Source organism: Saccharothrix coeruleofusca, from assembly GCF_014648515.1.
GTDB lineage: Bacteria > Actinomycetota > Actinomycetes > Mycobacteriales > Pseudonocardiaceae > Actinosynnema > Actinosynnema coeruleofuscum.
The window spans coordinates 357,326-376,272 of record NZ_BMRG01000001.1 but is presented as its reverse complement, the minus strand read 5'-3'; the positions used below and the strand labels follow the sequence as shown (position 1 = coordinate 376,272).

The window sequence follows — 18,947 nt, the reverse complement described above, 5'->3', positions numbered from 1 at the left end:
TTGTTCGGCGCGGCGGCGGTCGTGATGGCCTACGCGGGCCAGGCGCCCAGGGTGCTGGAGGGCTTCGGCTTCGGCGCGGCGCTGCTGGCGATGTTCATGCGCGTGGGCGGTGGCATCTTCACCAAGGCCGCGGACGTGGGCGCGGACCTGGTCGGCAAGGTCGAGCAGAACATCCCCGAGGACGACCCGCGCAACGCCGCAACCATCGCCGACAACGTCGGCGACAACGTGGGCGACTGCGCGGGCATGGCGGCGGACCTGTTCGAGTCCTACGCGGTCACCCTGGTCGCGTCGCTGATCCTGGGCACCGCCGCGTTCGGCATGCAGGGCCTGCTGTTCCCGCTGATCGTCCCGGCCATCGGGGTGCTGACCGCGGTCATCGGCGTCTACACCACCAGCGCGCGCACCGGTGAGAACGGCCTCAACGCGATCAACCGCTCCTTCTACATCTCGGCGGTCATCTCGGCGGTGCTGTGCACCGTGGCGGCGTTCGTCTACCTGCCCGGCTCGTTCGCCGACCTGGAGGGGGTGCCGGACGCCATCCGCAGCACCCCCGGCAACCCGGCGCTGATCGCCGCGATCGCGGTGATCATCGGCATCGCGCTGGCGACCGTCATCCTGTGGCTGACCGGCTACTTCACCGGCACCGAGTACAAGCCGGTCAAGGACGTCGGCCGGACCTCGCTGACCGGCGCGGCCACCGTCATCCTGTCCGGCATCTCGGTGGGCTTCGAGTCGGCGGTCTACACCGCGCTGGTCATCGGCGGCGCGGTGTACGGCGCGTTCCTGCTGTCCGGTTCGGTGGTGGTGTCGCTGTTCGCGGTGGCGCTGGCGGGCTGCGGCCTGCTGACCACGGTCGGGGTCATCGTCGCGATGGACACCTTCGGCCCGGTCTCGGACAACGCGCAGGGCATCGCCGAGATGTCCGGTGACGTGGACGGCGAGGGCGCGCAGATCCTCACCGAGCTGGACGCGGTGGGCAACACCACCAAGGCCATCACCAAGGGCATCGCCATCGCGACCGCGGTGCTCGCGGCGACCGCGCTGTTCGGCTCCTACAAGGACGCCATCGAACAGGCGCTGGCCGACGTGCAGGTGGCCCTGGGCGAGGTGCCGGTGTCCTTCACCAACGTGGTGTTCAGCCCGAACGTGCTGGTCGGCGTGGCCATCGGCGCGGCGGTGGTGTTCATGTTCTCCGGCTTGGCGGTCAACGCGGTGACCCGCGCGGCGGGCGCGATCGTGTTCGAGGTGCGCCGCCAGTTCCGCGACAACCCCGGCATCATGGACGGCACGGTCAAGCCGGAGTACGGCAAGGTCGTCGACATCTGCACCAGGGACTCGCTGCGCGAGCTGGCCACCCCCGGCCTGCTCGCGGTGATGGCGCCGATCGCGGTGGGCTTCGGCCTCGGCGTCGGCCCGCTGGCGGGCTACCTGGCGGGCGCGATCGCGACCGGCACCCTGATGGCGGTCTTCCTGGCCAACTCCGGTGGCGCCTGGGACAACGCCAAGAAGCTGGTCGAGGACGGCAACCACGGCGGCAAGGGCTCCGACGCCCACGCGGCCACCGTCATCGGCGACACGGTCGGCGACCCGTTCAAGGACACCGCGGGCCCGGCCATCAACCCGCTGATCAAGGTGATGAACCTGGTGTCGGTGCTGATCGCCCCGGCGATCGTGACCTTCTCGGTCGGCGCGGACGCCTCGGCGGGCGTGCGCTACGCCATCGCGGCGGTCGCCGCGGTGATCATCGTGGCCGCCGTGGTGGTGTCCAAGCGGCGCGGCACGGCGATCTCGGACACGCCCGCGGACGCGCCGGTCGCCAACGGCGCGGCCTGAGTCCGCCGGTGCCCGCGAATGCCGTCCGATCCTCCTTTCGGGTGGTATTCGCGGGCACCCCTGCGTGCGTAGCCCCCGGCGGTTTCGGGTAGTACTGCGAGGTACACCGGGAGCACACCGGAACACGCTGGGAGACGACATGGGTGTCCGCCTCGCCGCCGCGCTCGCCGCGTCCGCCTTGCTCGCGGGCTGCGGATCGGGCGGCGACGACTCCTCCGCCACGTCCAGCACCCCGCCGTCCACCTCCTCCAACGACGCCGCGGTGGCGTACGTGGACAAGGTGTGCGCGGCGGCTTCGTCGTTCGTGAGCGTCCCGAAGACGCCCCCGAAGCTGGACGCCACGGACCAGAACAAGCTCAAGGCCGACATGGCCGCCTACATGGGCCAGATGGCCGACGCCTTCGGCTCCACGGCGACCAGGCTGCGGGAGGTCGGCCCCTCGCCGGTGGCGGGTGGTGACGAGCAGGTCGAGAAGATGGCCGCCACCTTCACCGACGTGGCCAAGACCTTCGGCGACGCCAGGAGCACGATCGAGCAGGCCGACGCGAACGACCCGGTCGGCGGCATCCAGGCGGCGGGCGACGCGATCGCCCGGCTGGACGAGTTCACCGAGCCGCTCAAGCAGCTGGAGTCGCACCCGGAGCTGGCCGCGGCGGCCCAGCAGGCGCCGTCCTGCCAGGCGCTGCGGACGCTGCGGCCGTCCACCGCGACGTCCGAGGCCCCGCCCGCCACCTCGTAGTAGGTTCCCCCTTTCGATTGTCACTCGACTGGGGGATCTCTTCGTGAAGCACCGCATCATCCTGCCCGGCCTCCTCGCTGCCTGCCTGGCGGTCGCGAGCTGCACCTCCGGCACCACCTCCGGAGACACGGCCGCGACCGGTTCCAGCGGCTCGGCCGCGCCCACCACCACCACCACCTCGGCGGCCACCGCCGACCCGGTGACCTGGGCGGGAGCCTTCTGCGACGGCATGGGGGTGATGGCGCAGGGCATGGTCGAGATGCTCCAGGCGCTGCTGGCCGGGGGCAACGCGACCGACCCGGCCGCGCAGAAGGCCGCGCTGCTGCAGTTCAGCGAGAAGTCCGGCACCGCGCTGACCGCCGCGAGCGAGGAGCTGGCCCGGATCGGGGCGCCCTCGCCGGAGACCCGCGCCCTGCACGACGAGCTGGTCGGGTACTTCGGCCAGGCGGGCAAGGGGCTGACCGACGCCAACCGGGAGCTGGCCGGGCTCGACCCCAACGACCCGCAGTTCTCCGCCAAGCTGGAGCAGCTGGGCGGCGAAGCGGGCGACCCGACCACGCTGCGCCAGCAGGTCGAGAAGATCCAGGGCGACCCGGTGCTGGGAGCCGCGTTCAAGCAGGCGCCGCAGTGCACCGCCATGGGTGACCTGCTGCGGAACATGGGCGGCTGACCCGCCGCTCCGGTTGCTCCGCTCGACCACTGGCCGTGGTCGAACGTGTGTTCTACGCTGCCGCCTGTGGGGCAACTGTCCTTCTTCTCGGCCGAGGCGAGGCAGCCGTGCGTCGGTGACCTCGCCGGTGTGCTGTGCGGGCCCGGGCAGGTGCTGGGCTTCGCCAGGGGCCGGGCCGCGCGGGTCTCGGTCGGGCTGGAGGAGCGGTGGCGGGCCCCGGCGCTGGTCGCCGCGTTCGCCGAGCGCGGTGTGCAGGCCGAGGCGCGCTCGGTCGAGGCCCCACCACCCGAGGACGGCGCGGAGGACGCTGAGGGAGACGCTGCGGGAAACGCGGGCCCTGTGCGGACGTGGGAGGTCAGGACCGCCTTCCGGGCGGATCTGCGGGGGCTGGCCGCGCGGTGGCTGCGGGGAGCGGAGAAGGCGGTGCCCGAGGGTTTCACACCGCACGGCGGCGTGCTCAGGATGTGGGCGCTGGCGTCGGGCCGGTGGGTGGAGTCGGGCTACCTGCTCGGCCTGGACCCGCTGGCCCCCGCGACGCACGAGCCGCTGCGCACGGCGCTGGCGGCGGCCGGTCTGCCCGCCGCGCTGCTGACGCCCCGCGCGGGTCCGCCCGCGCTGCGGGTGGTCGGCCGCAGACGGCTGGAACGCCTCGCGGAGCTGGTCGGACGTGCTCCGCGGGGAGTCGCCGAGCGCACCTGGCCGGCCGCGTAGCCGGTCCTCCTGGCGGACGAACGCCGCCGGTTGTGTCACTCTGTCTGCGACCAGGGCTGCTCGTCGGCGACTAAGGACAGTGCACACTGGCGGGTCGGGAACACAGTGTTCGGGGAGAGAGCGGGACGGCGTGGCTGGATCGACACGGGCGAGGAAGTCCAACGGGGGATCAGCGAGCGGCAACCGGCGGTTGGTGATCGTCGAGTCGCCCGCCAAGGCGCGCAAGATCGCGTCCTACCTCGGCAACGGCTTCGTCGTGGAGTCGTCCAAGGGGCACATCCGCGACCTGCCGCGGGGCGCCGCCGACGTGCCCGCCAAGTACAAGGGGCAGTCGTGGGCGCGGCTGGGCGTCGACGTGGACCACGACTTCGAGCCGCTGTACGTGGTGACCCCGGACAAGAAGTCCACCGTCGCCGAGCTCAAGGAGCTGCTCAAGGACGTCGACGAGCTCTACCTCGCGACGGACGGCGACCGCGAGGGCGAGGCCATCGCCTGGCACCTGCTGGACACGCTCAAGCCCAAGGTGCCGGTGCGCCGGATGGTGTTCCACGAGATCACCGAGCCCGCCATCCTGGCCGCCGCCGCCAACCCGCGCGACCTGGACCAGAGCCTGGTCGACGCGCAGGAGACCCGCCGCATCCTGGACCGCCTCTACGGCTACGAGGTCAGCCCGGTGCTGTGGAAGAAGGTCATGCCGAAGCTGTCGGCGGGCCGGGTGCAGTCCGTGGCGACCAGGATCGTGGTCGAGCGGGAGCGCGAGCGGATGAAGTTCGTGACCGCCTCGTTCTGGGACGTCTCGGCGACCATGGACGCGGGTGCGGACGCCAGCCCCCGCACGTTCGGCGCGCGGCTGGTCGCGGTGGACGGCACCCGCCTGGCCACCGGCCGCGACTTCGGCTCCGACGGCCGCCTCAAGCAGGGCGCGGACGTCCGGGTGCTGGACGAGGCGCAGGCCCGCGCGATCGCCACCGGCCTGGCCGACGCGACGCTGACGGTGTCCTCGGTCGAGGAGAAGCCGTACTCGCGCAAGCCGTACGCGCCGTTCATGACCTCCACGCTCCAGCAGGAGGCGGGCCGCAAGCTGCGCTTCTCCGCCGACCGCACCATGCGCGCGGCGCAGAAGCTGTACGAGAACGGCTACATCACCTACATGCGCACCGACAGCACCACGCTGTCGGAGACGGCCATCTCGGCGGCGCGCGCGCAGGCCACCGAGCTGTACGGCTCGCAGTACGTGCCCAAGGAGCCGCGCCAGTACAACCGCAAGGTCAAGAACGCGCAGGAGGCGCACGAGGCGATCCGGCCCGCAGGCGAGGTGTTCCGCACCCCCGGCCAGGTGGCGCGCGAGCTGGACGCCGACGAGTTCAAGCTCTACGAGCTGATCTGGCAGCGCACCATCGCCTCGCAGATGGCCGACGCGCGCGGCAACACCACCAGCGTGCGCATCTCGGGCACCACCACCGGCGGCGAGGAGGTGCTGTTCGCCGCGTCCGGCCGCACGATCACCTTCGCGGGCTTCCTCAAGGCGTACGTGGAGACCGTGGACGCGGAGGCGGGCGGCGAGTCCGACGACGCCGAGTCGCGGCTGCCGCAGCTGGCCAAGGACCAGCCGGTGCAGGCCGCCGAGCTGTCCGCGGACGGCCACTCGACCAGCCCGCCGCCGCGCTTCACCGAGGCCAGCCTGATCAAGACCATGGAGGAGTTGGGCATCGGCCGCCCGTCCACCTACGCCTCGATCATCAGCACCATCCAGGACCGCGGCTACGTGTGGAAGAAGGGGTCCGCGCTGGTCCCGTCGTGGGTGGCGTTCGCCGTGGTCGGGCTGCTGGAGCGGCACTTCGGCAGGCTGGTGGACTACGACTTCACCGCCGCGCTGGAGGACGAGCTGGACGGCATCGCCGCGGGCCGCCAGGAGCGCACCACGTGGCTGTCCGGCTTCTACTTCGGCGGCAACGTCGGGCCGGAGTCGTCGGTGGGCCGCTCGGGCGGGCTCAAGAAGCTGGTCGGCTCCAGCGTCGAGGAGATCGACGCGCGCGAGGTCAACTCGATCCCGCTGTTCACCGACGCCGACGGGCACACCGTGGTGGTCCGGGTCGGCCGGTACGGGCCGTACCTGGAGCGCGAGGTCGACGGGGTGTCGCAGCGCGCGAACCTGCCCGACGACCTGCCGCCGGACGAGCTGGACCAGCAGGTCGCGGAGAAGCTGTTCGCGACCCCGCAGGAGGGCCGCTCGCTGGGCACCGACCCGGTGACCGGGCACGAGATCGTGGCCAAGGAGGGCCGCTTCGGCCCGTACGTGACCGAGGTGCTGCCCGAGCCGCCGGACGGCAAGAAGGCGCCCAAGCCGCGCACCGGCTCGCTGTTCAAGTCGATGTCGCTGGAGACGGTGACCCTGGACGACGCGCTGAAGCTGCTGTCGCTGCCCAGGGTGGTCGGCACCGACCCGGAGACCGGGGCGGAGATCACCGCGCAGAACGGCCGCTACGGCCCGTACCTGAAGCGGGGCACCGACTCGCGGTCGCTGGCCAGCGAGGACCAGCTGTTCACGGTGACCCTGGACGAGGCGCTGAAGATCTACGCCGAGCCGAAGAAGCGGGGCCGGGCGGCGGCCGCGCCGCCGTTGAAGGAGCTGGGCAACGACCCGGTGTCGGGCAAGCCGATGGTGGTCAAGGAGGGCCGGTTCGGCCCGTACGTGACCGACGGCGAGACCAACGCCTCGCTGCGCAAGTCCGACAGCGTGGAGGGCCTGTCCGACGAGCGGGCGGCCGAGCTGCTGGCGGAGAAGCGCGCCAAGGGCCCGACCACGAAGAAGAAGCCCGCGGCGCGGAAGAAGGCACCGGCCAAGGCCAAGGGCTAGCGGAGGTGGTGGCGGTGGATGAGTGGTTATTCGGACCTGACGGCACTGAGCCGCCACCGCCGCCACGCGCTTTTCCCGATCCGCTCGCCGGTCTGGTGACCGGCGAGCGGGCCTACGACGCGCCCGGAGCCCCGAAGTCCGCGCCCGCGCGACCCGAAGCGGTCGTCGAACCACCTCGGCAGGCCCCGGTGCGGACGGTTCGGCCCGCGCCGCCGCCGGGACGCGCCGCCCAGCGCCCCCTGCGGCACTCTCCGCAGCGCCCCGTTCAGCGCCCTGTTCAGCGCCCCGTTCAGCGCCCCGTTCAGCGCCATGTCCAGCGCCCCGTGCAACGCCCTCCGCAGCGCTCCGATCAGCGTCCCGTGCGGCTTCCTGCGCCGATGGCCCCGGTCCAGCCTGCGGTCGCACGACCGGAAGAGGTCCCGAGCGAGATCGGAATCGGCATCGGGTTCATGGTCGTGCGGACCGGGGCGTTCTTCGACACCCTGCGCGAGGTCGTCCGGTCGTTGTTCGACCGCTCCAAGTGACTGGAACCACCACCCGAATGGTTCATCTGGTCACCAGCCCTGATGACCCCGGCTACGCTGGTTCATCGCACCAGGCAGGGGGTGAGCACCATCCAGGACGCTTCGACCAGCCACCGGATTCGCAGCGTGCTGGCGATCCGGCCCTTCCGCAGGCTCTGGGGTGTCACCTATCTGTGCAGCATCGGTGACTGGTTGTCACTGCTGGCCCTGACCGGCCTGGTCACCCGGCTCCTGGAGAGCTACCAGTGGCAGAGCTTCGCGCTCAGCCTCGTGGTGCTCACGCAGCTGCTGCCCGGCATCCTGTTCGCCCCGCTCGGCGGCGTGCTGGCCGACCGGTTCGACCGCCGCAAGATCATGGTGGTCTGCGACCTGCTGCGCGGCGGGCTGTTCATCTCCATCGCGCTGGTCGGCACGGCCTGGTGGCTGTTCGTCGCGAACTTCCTGGTCGGCTGCTGCGCGATGCTGTGGATCCCGGCCAAGGACTCGGCCGTGCCGAACCTGCTGCGCCGCCCGGACCAGGTGGAGACGGCCAACCAGCTCGGCCTGGTGATGACCTACGGCATCTCGGTCATCAGCGGCGCGGGCCTGTACTCCCTGATCTCCGGCATCCCCGGCTACCTGCACCTGCAGAACACCGACATCGAGTTCCGCATCGCGACCATCGCGGTCATGGTCAACGGCGCGCTGTACGTGACCTCCGCGATCATGGTCGCCACCCGCATCCCGGAGCTGTCCGGCCGGGCCGCCGTGGTGCGGCGGGCCAGGCAGGACGGCGACGCCCCCGGCTTCTTCGCCATGCTGCGCGACGGGCTGCGCTACGCGGGCCGCACGCCGCTGGTGCGCGGCCTGGTCATCGGCATGATCGGCGCGTTCGCCGCGGCGGGCGCGGTGGTCGGCACGGCCAAGCTGTACGCGAACTCGCTGCTGGGCGGCGACTCCACGTTCGGCCTGCTGTTCGTGGCGGTCTTCGCGGGCCTGGCGGCGGGCATGGCGACCGCGCCGAGGATGGCCAGGCGGCTGCCCTACGACCGGCTGTTCGGCCTGACCATCGTGCTGGCCGGGCTGAGCCTGCTGGTGGTCGCGATCGCGCCGCACCTGTGGATCGCGCTGATCGCGGTGGCGCTGGTCGGCGGGTGCGCGGGCGTGGCGTTCCTCACCGGCCTGACCATCGTGGGCTCGCAGGTCGAGGACGCGATGCGGGGCCGGACCGTGGCGCTGCTGCAGTCGCTGCTGAAGGTGGTGCTGTTCGCCACGTCGGCGACCACCCCGCTGCTGGTCAGCCTGGTGCAGCAGCGCACCGTCACCGCGTTCGGCCACCCGATGCAGGTCGACGGCACCCGGCCGGTGCTCTTCGGCGCGGGCGTGGTGGCCGCGCTGCTGGGCCTGATCGCCTACCGGCAGATGGACGACCGGCGCAGCGAGCCGCTGCTGTCCGACCTGGTGGCCGCCATCCGGGGCAGGCCGCGCCGGGGCGGCGGGCTGCTGATCGCGGTCGAGGGCAACACCCGGCGGGACACCGCGGCGCAGGCCCGGCGGCTGGCCGAGGCGCTGCGCGCGTCCGGCCGCGAGGTGCTGCTGGCCAGCGACCCCGACCTGGACGAGCAGCGGCTGCGCAACCTGCTGTCCACCGCCGACCTGGCGGGCGTGCGGGCGCACGCCCTGGTCGCCGCGGCGGTGCGCGCCGACGTGGTGGAGCGCGAGGTCCGGCCCGCGCTGGACGGCGGCTCCCTGGTCGTCATGGAGCGCTACGTGGACAGCCCGCTGGCGCACTTCAGCGCTGCGGGCAGCGTCGAGCCGCGCGAGGTCGAGGGCCTGGTCGACTGGGCCACCGGCAGGCTGCGCCCGGACATCACGGTGCTGCTGGACCGCTCCCCGCTGCCCGCCGCCGAGGGCGGCAAGCGGCCGATGGACAACGCCGAGCACCACTGGCGGGTGCAGCGGCTGCTCAGCGAGATGGCCTCCGCCGACCCCGAGCGGTACGCGGTGGTCGACGCGGACGCGGACGAGGACCAGGTGGCCGAGCGGGTGCGCGCCGCGGTGCTGCCGCTGATCGAGGCCCGCCAGTCCGCGCGGCCCACCCCAGCCGCCCACCCGATGGCCGAGGCGACCTGATCGCGGCACTGGGTACGGTGGCCCGGTGAGCAAGGGTGTCTGGGGCGGGGTGGTCGGCCAGCCCGAAGCCGTCGCCGTGCTGAGCGCCGCCGCCGAGGCCGCGGCGAGCATCGTCGCGGGCGGCTCGCCCGCGCCCGGCGCGATGACCCACGCCTGGCTGTTCACCGGCCCGCCCGGCTCCGGCCGGTCGGTGGCGGCCCGCGCGTTCGCCGCCGCGCTGCAGTGCACGGCGGTCGACGACCGGCCCGGCTGCGGCGCGTGCGCAGGCTGCCACACCGCGCTGGCGGGCACGCACGCGGACGTGCGCGTGGTCGCCCCCGAGGGGCTGTCGATCTCGGTGGCCGAGATGCGGTCGCTGGTCCAGGTCTCCGCGCGCAGGCCCACCGGCGGCCGGTGGCAGGTGGTGATCATCGCCGACGCCGAGCGGCTCACCGAAGGCGCGGCGAACGCCCTGCTCAAGGCCGTGGAGGAGCCGCCGGAGCGGACGGTGTTCCTGCTGTGCGCGCCCTCGGACCACCCCGAAGACGTGTCGGTGACCATCCGCTCGCGCTGCCGGGTCGTGCCGCTGGGCACCCCGCGCGCCGCGTCGATCGCCGAGGCGCTGCGGGACGAGGGCGTGGACCCGGACCTGGCGTCCTGGGCGGCGTCGGTGTGCGGCGGGCACGTGGAGCGCGCGCGCAGGCTGGCCACCGACGAGCAGGCCAGGCAGCGGCGCGAGGCCGTGCTGGGCATCCCGCTCGCGCTTCGCAGGCCCGCCGACATCTTCACCTGCGCCGACGAGCTGGTGAAGGCCGCCGAGGCGGACGCGCTGACCGCCAACTCCTCCCGCGACGAGGCCGAGCGGCAGGCGCTGGAGACCGCGATGGGCGCGGGCGGCACCGGCAAGGGCACCGCCGCGGCCACCCGCGGCGCCAAGGGCGCGCTCAAGGACCTGGAGAAGCGGCAGAAGTCCCGCGCCACCCGCACCCAGCGCGACTCGCTGGACCAGGCGCTGGTCGACCTGGCCGCGTTCTACCGGGACGTGCTGGTCTCGGCGACCGGCTCGGAGGCCGCGCTGAACCACCCGGACCGCGCCGCCGACGCGCGCACCGCCGCCGCGTCGTGGAGCCCCGAGTCCACGCTGCGCCGCCTGGAGGCCGTGCTGGCCTGCCGGGAGGCGCTGGAGATGAACGTCAAACCGCGCATCGCCGTCGAGGCGATGCTTACCACGCTGCACCGGGGCTGACGCCGGGATCTACCGGCGGTCGGCCCGAGGTCGGCGCGGCGGCAGCGCGGCCACCAGGACCACGCCCACGAGCAGCAGCGCGGTGCCGGTCCAGAAGATCGACACGGTGCGGTAGGCGGCGTTGGTGCGGGCCAGCGCCCGCTTCGCGGGTGGCGCGGGCCGCGCGTCCTCGGGCGGGGCCGCGGCGGCCGCGCACACGACCCCGCCGCGCGGCGCCGCCGCCCGCACCACCTGCTCGCCCAGCGACACCTGCGCCAGCGCCGAGGGCAGGTTCGGCAGGCCCAGCGCGTCGGTGGGCAGCAGCTGGAGGTCCAGCAGCCGCGCGGTCGCGCCGACCGTGAACCCCTCGACGGCGGGACCGCCCTGCCCCGGTGGACCCTCCAGCGGACCCTCCAGCGGGGCCGCCTTGCGGTTGAGCTGGCCGACCTGCAGCCGCAGCACGCCGATGTCGACCCTGGGCAGCCGGTCGACCACGTCGCCGACCAGCGGCAGCTTCCCGGCCTGGTCCAGCGGAACGCCGATGGGCACGTCGAGGCGGGGGTTGGCCGCGTCCAGCACGCCCAGCTGCCTGCCGCCCTGGCTGACCCGCAGCACCGGCGCGGTGTAGTCGACCCGCGAGGTGGCCTCGTCGCCGGTGGCCAGCGCGATCAGCGCGGGCTGGCCGACCACGTCCACGCGGATCTCCGCGGGCGTGCCCGCCAGCAGCCGCACGGCCGTGGCCTGCAGCGTGGAGATCGACCGCACCGCCTTGTTGGGGCTGCCCGGCAGGTCCACCAGCTCGACCCTGGACCGCGCGGCCAGCGCGTTGGGCAGGCTGAGCAGCGAGCCGTCCGCCCCGGTGTCCTGGCTGCCCGACAGCAGCCCGCCGAGCCTGCTCAGCGGTCCCGCCAGCCGGTTGAGCCCGTCCAGCAGGGCCCGCTCGGCGTCCGCGTCCAGCTTCGGGACGTCCGCGAGCACGCCGGTGAGGTCGGTGGCGGTGGGCAGGGTGGGGATCGCGTTGAGCGCGCTCAGGCTCGCCAGCTCGGTGGTGGCGTCCGCGATCGGCGAGACGCACGGGCCCAGTTCCTCGTGCCAGCGGGCGTGCGCGGTGCCGTTGAGCGCCCCGACGTTGAGCAGGCCGTCCAGCGGCGTCCGGGGCGGGTTGAGGCCGCCCGCCACGGGCTTGGCGTTGTCCGGGGAGGCGGTCTGCACCAGCGTGCCCGGCGTCTGCGGGGCGTGGCCCCGCACCGCGAACCCCAGCGGCGAGGCCTGGGCGACGGCGCGCTCGTAGCTGAGCAGCGCCTCCGAGTTGGCCTGGGCGCTGGCCAGCCCGACGCCGAGCTCCGCGGCCGACTGCTCGGCCAGCCGCTCGCCGAAACCGGGCAGGATCGAGCTGGTGGCGGCCGAGTCCGGGGCCAGCCGCACCACGGCCAGCCCGGTGCCCGCGTCCCCGATCGCGTGAGCCACCACCGGGGGACCGGCGGACATCGGCGGCTGACCGGGGTTCACCGGGCCTGGCACCGGTGTGGTGACCGGCTGCGCGAGCGCCGGGGTGGCGCACAGCGCGACCAGCGCGAGGGCGGCGGGCACGGCCAACAGGCGCATCTGGTCGGTCCTCCCCGGACGGCGATGTCGCGGTGACGCGGGGTGAGGTGCGTCACCCGTGGGCTCAACGAGGGAACCCCCTGATCGGTCACGACGCAAGGCTGGGCTATAGTTGTCGCGTCTCGCCGCCTTAGCTCAGTCGGCCAGAGCGGTTCACTCGTAATGAACAGGTCGTCGGTTCGATTCCGACAGGCGGCTCAGGTGAGATGCAGGTCAGGCCCGGTCCACTACCGAGGGACCGGGCCTGACCTGTGTCTACGGGTCGTGCTGCGTGACCAACTGCGTGACTACGCTCCTGCGGTCGGGAAGATCCGGTCCATCGCGGTGGCACCCTCCTGCACCACCGGCCGGATCTGCTTCCGGTAGACCAGCTCGGTCACGAACGTCCCGCTGTGGCCCACCAAGCGCGAAATCTGCTCGATCGGTACTCCGCTGTCCGACAGCAGTGACACGAAGCTGTGCCGTAGCTCACGAGGCGTCCAGTCCTCCGGCTTGAGCCCTGCCGTCTTCACCACCCGCCGGAAGTCGCGGCGCACGTTGGCATCGTCCAGCGCTGTCCCGACCTTCGTCGTGAACACCAGGTCGTGTTCCTGCCAGGCGTCCCCCGCTGCCTCACGGAGGCTGCTTTGCCGGGCTTGCTGGTCCTTGAGCGCCTCCACACACCGCTGAGGCAGCGCCAGGGACCGCCGTGACTTCCGCGTCTTGGTGTCGCCGCTGGCACGGACCGACCGCCACACCTTGACGTTAGGCGGCACCGGAATCGGCCCGGTGTCATCTCCCAGCAAATCCACGTTCGACCAAGTGAGCGCCCGCAGTTCCTCGGTACGCGCTCCGCTGAGCAACGCGACCACGATATACCCGCGCATGGGCGTGTTCTCCGCAGCAGCCAGCAGCGCCTCAGCCTGCGCCAACGTGAGCGCTTTCGACGGCCGACCGGGCTGGCCAACAGGGCAATCACACAACAACACGACATTGCGCTTTACCTTGTCCCGCGCCTGAGCGCGGGAAACCGACCGCTTGAGGATCGAACGGATGTCCCGCAGCGTGGCAGTGCTCAGCGTTTGCGCCTTGCCGATCAGCCAGGAATCCACGTCTTCAGCGGTCAACTCGACAAGCTTCCGCGCGCCGAGTGCCGGAATGACGTGCTGCTCAGCGAGTACCCGCCGCGCCCGGACCGTGTTCGGGTCACGACCGGTGGCGGCGTAGTTGGTCAACCAGTCGGTGACGGCCTCCCCGACGGTGTAGCCGTGCGGTGCGATCGTGCCGCCGTCTTCCAGTTCCCGCTGAAGCTCACGCAGTTTGCGCTTAGCCTCCGTCATCGTCTTGGCGCTGCGCTGCTTCGTGATGCGCTTGCCGTCCGGCTTGTATCCGACGTGCAGCGTTGCGATGTACCGTTCCCGCTTCTCATCCCAGTGGATACCGCCGTCACCACGGCTACGCCGTTTCGCCATAGTGCACCTCCGCTTCCTGCTCCAACAGCGCGACATATGCCCGGATCGCCGATACTGGAATGAGCGTTGCCCGGCCCTGTTTGACGAACTTGAGTCGTCCGGCGCGCATCTGTTCGTAGATGGCGCTACGTCCCAGCGAAAGCAACCGCATCGCTTCCGGAACCCGGTAGAGGTACTTGGTCAGCTCGGTCACCGTGCCGGTCGTGTGGGTGGTCATGCGGCACCTCCGGTGACGTGGCCGAGGGGGGGAGCCGTCCCAGCCGTCCCAGCCGTCCCGATGCTGGTCAGGGCGGGACGGCCGGTTTTGGTGGGACGGCTCGTGCCGTCCCAGGGACTCGTGCCGTCCCGCCCTGACCAGGGCTGGGACGGCTGGGACGGCTGGGACGGCTCCCCCTCGGCGGGTGGGCAGTAGCGCGCCCAGGCGTCGGTGAAGTGGGCGCGTTGGTAGCCCTTGGCCTGGGTGCCGTCAGGGAATCGGACGTTGCTGGAAGTGATGTCGAATTCCCGGAGCATTCCGGCGAGTTTGGCGGGGGTGATGCCGGTCTTTCCCAAGGTGGTCCACGGCGCTTCGGGGTCGGCCCGTAGCCGGTCGATCAGGAACGCGGTGGGCACCGCGTCGTGGTCGCCGAAGATGGTGCGGCAGTCCATGAGCAGTCGGATGCGCACCGATCCCTGGTCGCTGCTGGCGGCTTCCCCGGTCAGCGCGAGCACGGCGGCGCGGGCACGGTCGGGCCAGGTGTCCCCGGCGTGGTCGGCGACGGCCACCAGTGGTTCCCAGGTGTCGGCGGCGCGGTCTTCCACGGGCATGGTCGGTTCGGCGTTCTCCAACACGGTCAGGTCGGCGCGTAGCCAGCGGGTGAGGTCGTCGGCGAGTCGGCGCAGGCCGGGGCGGTCGCGGCGGTGCCGGTAGGGCGCGGCTTGTTCGCCGGGGGCGCGGCGGCGCATCCGCACGACCACGGCGCGGTCTTCGATGGTGTCGGGCATGGCGCCGATTCCGGCGAGTGCGGCCATGGCGAAAGTGGGGATGGACTCCACCCGGTTGGTGTTGGCGTCGTAGCGCTTGGCGGGGCGGTTGCGCTGGTGTCCGGCGTTGAGCAGCCCGCGTAGGTCCTCGTTGCCTGCGGCGTTGGGGCCGAAGATGGTGTCGGCCTCATCCACGAGCATGGTCGGTGGGTCGTCGCTGATGGAGCGGTAGACCGCAGCCGGTGACGAATTGACGGTGATGAACGGGTCGTGACAGGTGGCCTCCACCACGTCGAGCAGTCGGGACTTGCCGCAGCGCTTCTCCGGGCCACGGATGACCAGCCGGGGGGCGTGTGCCCAGGCGGGTTGGGCGTGGGTGGCCGCGATCCACAGCACCACCGCGTCGGCGGCCTGTGGGTTGGGCAGCACCACGTAGCGGGTCAGCGCGGCGTGCAGCGCGTCCAACAGCGCGGCACCGGTCATGGTGCCGGTTGTGGGGGTGCTCATGCGGCGGCTCCTTTCGTACGTTCGCGGTAGGCGGCCTGGCGGCAGGCGTGAGAGCAGTGGCGGGGCCAGCGGCCGGTTGCGGGGCGGACGAGTTCGGCACCGCAGCGGCAGTGACGCTTTCCACCGGTGTCCGGTGTCGCCGACCCGGCGGCGCGTGACGGTTGCGTCCTGGTCTCTTGCGTCACCGGCCGGGCGAGGTCGCGGGCGTGCTTCATGAGCTGTGCGCCGATCCAGAACGTGTAGGCCGGTGGGATGGCCTGAGTGAGGTTGGGCCAGGGCATCCAGTCGATGCCCATCGCGGCACGGCCCACCTCGACCGGCGTGCCGCGTGACGGTTCCCCCTCGACGTCGACGGGTTTTCGTCCCGCTCGCTGGCCGTAGGAGCCGTAGACCGGCACGGCGGGTGCACCTCGGTCGTGGTGGCAGGCGGTGCCGAACAGGGGAAGGTTGGACTCGAACAACCGGTGGCGGCGCACCCCCAACCGCAGCGTCTCCCCGCAGATGGTGATCGGGTCTGCCAGCGGTGCGCCGGGGACGTTCTCGATGACGTAGCCCCAGACCTGCCCACGAGCTACCGCGTCGCGCAGCCGCTGCCTGATCGGCTCGATCAGGTCGGGGTGCTCGCCGCGCCGGTCCTCCGGGGTGGCCTGCGAGAACCGCTGGCACGGTGGAGATGCCGCGATCACGTCATAGCCGCTCAGGGCCACGGTCAGGGCGTCAGCCTGGATGAACGGGAACGGGTAGTGCGGTTGCGGCACGATGTCCACGCCGGTCACGTCGAACCCGGCGGCGTGGTACCCGGCCGACGCTCCGCCCGCGCAGCAGAACAGGTCCAGCAGGCGGGGACGGCTCATGTGCTGGCCTCCTGCTCGAACGCGCCGGGCCAGCGGACCCGTGTCGGTTCTCCGGCGGTCTTCTCCTCGGGGGTGAGGTACTCGCGGCCTGCCCACTGCTGCCACTGCTCGGGCACGACGTAGGTCCACACCCGCGCGTCGCCGTGGTGGTGGGTCACCATCGGGTTGGGGTTGGTGGCGTAGCGGTCGGTGGGCAGGTAGCAGCGGCAGGACCCGCACGGGTGGATGCGCGGGTAACCGCCACGGCGGCTGGCGGAGCGCAGCGCCAACCAGTCGCGGTAGAAGAACCAGCGGCGATGACTGGGACCACCTTCCAGGGCGACCAGGGGTGTGCGGGGGTCGGCGAGGTGCGGCGCGCTCATGCCGCACCCCGTTCGGTGCCCGGCGCGCGTCGAGGTCGTTCGGCCCCGGCGCGGAGTCCGTTGGTGATGGTGCGCAGGACTTCCCGGTCGGTGCAGCCGCACCGGTCGGTGATCATGTGCAGTGCGGCGGCGAACAACTCGTCCTGTGCTGTAGCCGCTGGGAGTAGTCCTGCGCCGACCAGTTGCCCGAGGGCGACCGACGCCACGAACAGGGTGTGCGTGTGCGCCCCTGAGACGGCCGCTGCGACCCGTTGCCGCTCACCCTGGACTGCTGCCGCGACGTAGGCGGGCAGCCGCTCAGAACGGCTCACGATCGGCGCTGTGCGGGCCGGTGGCGGCTTGGGCGTGAGGCGCTGGACCAACCAGGTGGGCAGATCGGCCGGAGCGGTCTCCGCGCAGGGCCGGTATTGGCCGTGGTCGGTGATCGATCCGGCACCGACGACGTAGCCACCCCACGCGCGGGTGTCGACCTTCCACCCCAGGCCGGAGTCTCCTGCGGTGTTGCGCAGACGCACCGTGTCGGGCGCGTGGAAGTAGAGGTGTTCTCCGCCGCGCGCGGTGGTCACGCGGTAGGTGTCGGCCGGTACCGGGTGCCCGGCGTCGGCGCACACCAGGGCGAACACCTCGCGCCCGTCGCGCGCCCCCCTGCGGCTCCAGCCCTCCGGGGGAAGGTCGGCGGGTGACTTGGGGGTGTCCAGGTCGACCACGACCAGCCCGGAAGGGCCGGTGGCCACGCCGATGTTGAACGGGGCTGCCGACCAGCAGGCGCGGATGCGGCCGGGGTCGGTGGTGGCGCGCTGCTCCCATCCCTGGTGGCCGGTGGCGCACACCCCGGTGCGGGGGCAGGAGCGCACGCCGTGCAGGGCGGGGCGCTTGGTGCCCGGCCGCAGCGGGAAGACGTGCAAGCCCATCGCGGCGAGGTGGAGAGCGGAGCGCAGGAGCATGTCCCGCTGCTGGGAAGTGCTGTCCATGAGGTGTCTCCTGTGGACGGTCGGCACCAACGGCAGGGACGGGCACGGGTGGTCACGTCCCCGCCGTGGTCAGCCGAAACGGGCGCGGTTAGCGGATGCGCTTGCCGTTGATCCAGACCTGTCCGTCTCCGGTGTGGACGGTGCCGAGGTTGATCCCAATCTGTTGGGACACGTGCTGGTCGCCGCTGGCGACGTTGGTCGTGCGCGCGGACTCGCCCGGCTTCTCGTCCTGACGTGCCTGCTCGGCGGCTTCCTGCGCGCGCCGGATCGTGCGGTGCAGCTTGCGGACGAACTCGCCGGGACCGTCCGCGCTGGCCGCGTCGGGCCGGTGGTCGGTGCTGCCGGTCACGTCGTGCTGACTGCCCACGTGCGCACCGGGAGCGGCGTAGTTGACGTTGTGGATGGTGAAGCCCTGCCCGGTCGTCTGCCCGCGTTCGCGCTGGTCGGGCCGGTCGCGTTCGCGCCGACTGCCGCCGTGGTGGCCGTGGTCGCCGGGGTGGTCCTGGCGGACGCCGTTGACCCACACACCCCCGGTGACCTGTCCGGCCTGCACGATGGGCCGTCCGGCCCGGTCGGTGATGTGCACCGGACCGCTGCTGCTGCCGTCGTGGTGGTCGTGCGGCGCGGGGGCGGGGCGCGGGGCGGTCACGTCCCTGCGGCGAACAGGGCGTCCGTCGGGTCCGAGGGTGACCAGCCCGGCCCGCACGAACGCGCGCACGTCCTCGGGCACGTCCTCGGGCACCGGGGTGCTGGCGGGGTGGTCGGTGGGGCGGTTGTGGATGGTGACCGGGCCGGTGATCGTGTCTGCCTGCACCGCGTCGGGACCGATGGTGCCGTGAACGGTGTTGGTGACCATGCCGTCCGGCGAGGTCCATGTGTGGGTGGTGTGCTCGCTCTGCTGCTGGTCGCCGGTCACGTCCCTGTCGTGAGCTGGGGTGTTGTGATCGCGCATGGTGTTGTCCTTGGCCTGGTGGTGGGCGGCGCGGGCGGTGTCGAGTCGTTGCCGTGCGGCGTCGATGGCGTCGGCGTCCCCGCTGGCCTTGGCCTTGCGGAGTGCGGCACGGGCGCGGGAGACGGCTTTGCGGGTGGTCTGGGTGGCGCGACTGCTGTGGGCGCTGCCGGGGCAGCGGCGACCGTGGGCGCGGCACATGTCACGTCCCCTGGTTGTGCTGGGAATTCCGTGGACGGATGTGCTGACGGCGGTTGCGTCGGTTGCGGGCCAGCGCGTTCCAGACCTTGCGGCCGGTACGCAGCCGCATCCCGTCGCCGTGGCAGCGGCGGCAGGGCCGGTAGGCACGGGTGAGCGGGGCGCGGTGGTGGCCGCTGCCCTGGCAGGAGCGGCAGCGCTTGAACGGGTAGGCCGCGTACAGGCCGAGGTGGACCACGACCAGCAGCGCCAGGCCGACCACACCGACCGGCTTGACGGACGGATTGTCACTGAGCGTTAACAGAGTGAGGATGATGAACGCGACACGTGAGGGGGTCACGAGGTGGCCTTTCAGGCTGTTTCGGGGTGTGCGGCACCCACGCCGCTAGGAACTAGGGCGCTGATCAGCGATGAGGTGAGGCGCTAGCGGGGGC

General features: G+C 72.3%; 17 protein-coding genes and 1 tRNA gene. 9 read left to right on the top strand and 9 right to left on the bottom strand.

All coding sequences use genetic code 11. The features are described from left to right. The 8 genes from IEZ00_RS01955 to IEZ00_RS01920 all read left to right on the top strand — a co-directional run. Positions 1 to 1,836 (top strand): sodium-translocating pyrophosphatase (locus tag IEZ00_RS01955; protein WP_229794914.1); only part of this gene is annotated, 1,836 nt, incomplete at its 5' end. Positions 1,837 to 1,975: 139 nt separating this feature from the next. Next, a complete protein-coding gene (locus IEZ00_RS01950; RefSeq protein WP_189221273.1) occupies positions 1,976 to 2,575 on the top strand; it encodes a hypothetical protein in 600 nt (199 codons plus the stop codon). A gap of 43 nt (positions 2,576 to 2,618) precedes the next feature. Further along, complete coding sequence (locus tag IEZ00_RS01945; protein ID WP_189221272.1) at positions 2,619 to 3,245, top strand: hypothetical protein; 627 nt, start codon at positions 2,619 to 2,621, stop codon at positions 3,243 to 3,245. 66 nt (positions 3,246 to 3,311) lie between these two features. Next, positions 3,312 to 3,956 (top strand): hypothetical protein, encoded by a 645-nt coding sequence (locus IEZ00_RS01940; RefSeq protein WP_189221271.1) that lies wholly within the window; start codon positions 3,312 to 3,314, stop codon positions 3,954 to 3,956. A 130-nt stretch (positions 3,957 to 4,086) separates the two neighbouring features. Further along, positions 4,087 to 6,813: a type I DNA topoisomerase gene (gene topA, locus IEZ00_RS01935; RefSeq protein ID WP_189221270.1), complete on the top strand. Its 2,727-nt coding sequence runs from the start codon at positions 4,087 to 4,089 to the stop codon at positions 6,811 to 6,813. 377 nt (positions 6,814 to 7,190) lie between these two features. Next, complete coding sequence (locus IEZ00_RS01930; RefSeq protein ID WP_194523932.1) at positions 7,191 to 7,337, top strand: hypothetical protein; 147 nt, start codon at positions 7,191 to 7,193, stop codon at positions 7,335 to 7,337. Between the two features lie 42 nt (positions 7,338 to 7,379). Continuing rightward, a complete protein-coding gene (locus IEZ00_RS01925) occupies positions 7,380 to 9,449 on the top strand; it encodes a bifunctional MFS transporter/dTMP kinase (protein WP_189221268.1) in 2,070 nt (689 codons plus the stop codon). 25 nt (positions 9,450 to 9,474) lie between these two features. After that, positions 9,475 to 10,674: a DNA polymerase III subunit delta' gene (locus IEZ00_RS01920; protein WP_189221267.1), complete on the top strand. Its 1,200-nt coding sequence runs from the start codon at positions 9,475 to 9,477 to the stop codon at positions 10,672 to 10,674. A gap of 9 nt (positions 10,675 to 10,683) precedes the next feature. Here the strand turns inward: IEZ00_RS01920 and IEZ00_RS01915 are convergent, their stop codons facing one another. After that, positions 10,684 to 12,258 (bottom strand): hypothetical protein, encoded by a 1,575-nt coding sequence (locus IEZ00_RS01915; RefSeq protein WP_189221266.1) that lies wholly within the window; start codon positions 12,256 to 12,258, stop codon positions 10,684 to 10,686. A 124-nt stretch (positions 12,259 to 12,382) separates the two neighbouring features. On the opposite strand from IEZ00_RS01915, the gene IEZ00_RS01910 reads away from it, so the two are divergent. After that, positions 12,383 to 12,456, top strand: a tRNA-Thr gene (locus IEZ00_RS01910). Positions 12,457 to 12,545: 89 nt separating this feature from the next. Here the strand turns inward: IEZ00_RS01910 and IEZ00_RS01905 are convergent. The 8 genes from IEZ00_RS01905 to IEZ00_RS01870 form a co-directional block, all read right to left on the bottom strand. Next, positions 12,546 to 13,709, bottom strand: coding sequence for a tyrosine-type recombinase/integrase (locus IEZ00_RS01905; RefSeq protein ID WP_189221265.1), 1,164 nt, complete (start codon positions 13,707 to 13,709; stop codon positions 12,546 to 12,548). Next, a complete protein-coding gene (locus IEZ00_RS01900) occupies positions 13,693 to 13,926 on the bottom strand; it encodes a helix-turn-helix domain-containing protein (RefSeq protein ID WP_189221264.1) in 234 nt (77 codons plus the stop codon). Before IEZ00_RS01900 ends, IEZ00_RS01905 begins: the two co-directional genes overlap by 17 nt. Next, complete coding sequence (locus IEZ00_RS01895; protein WP_189221263.1) at positions 13,923 to 15,179, bottom strand: DUF3631 domain-containing protein; 1,257 nt, start codon at positions 15,177 to 15,179, stop codon at positions 13,923 to 13,925. Before IEZ00_RS01895 ends, IEZ00_RS01900 begins: the two co-directional genes overlap by 4 nt. Continuing rightward, entirely contained in the window at positions 15,176 to 16,033 is an 858-nt protein-coding gene (locus IEZ00_RS01890; protein WP_189221262.1) for a DNA cytosine methyltransferase, read from the bottom strand. Before IEZ00_RS01890 ends, IEZ00_RS01895 begins: the two co-directional genes overlap by 4 nt. Next, positions 16,030 to 16,395, bottom strand: a complete 366-nt coding sequence (locus tag IEZ00_RS01885) for a hypothetical protein (RefSeq protein ID WP_189221261.1) — start codon at positions 16,393 to 16,395, stop codon at positions 16,030 to 16,032. The genes IEZ00_RS01890 and IEZ00_RS01885 overlap by 4 nt, the downstream gene beginning before the upstream one ends. Next, positions 16,392 to 17,366 (bottom strand): bifunctional DNA primase/polymerase, encoded by a 975-nt coding sequence (locus IEZ00_RS01880; protein WP_189221260.1) that lies wholly within the window; start codon positions 17,364 to 17,366, stop codon positions 16,392 to 16,394. The genes IEZ00_RS01885 and IEZ00_RS01880 overlap by 4 nt, the downstream gene beginning before the upstream one ends. Before the next feature lie 88 nt (positions 17,367 to 17,454). Beyond that, complete coding sequence (locus IEZ00_RS01875) at positions 17,455 to 18,516, bottom strand: hypothetical protein (protein WP_189221259.1); 1,062 nt, start codon at positions 18,514 to 18,516, stop codon at positions 17,455 to 17,457. Position 18,517: 1 nt separating this feature from the next. Continuing rightward, positions 18,518 to 18,853 (bottom strand): hypothetical protein, encoded by a 336-nt coding sequence (locus IEZ00_RS01870; protein WP_229794911.1) that lies wholly within the window; start codon positions 18,851 to 18,853, stop codon positions 18,518 to 18,520. Between the last annotated feature and the right edge of the window lie 94 nt (positions 18,854 to 18,947).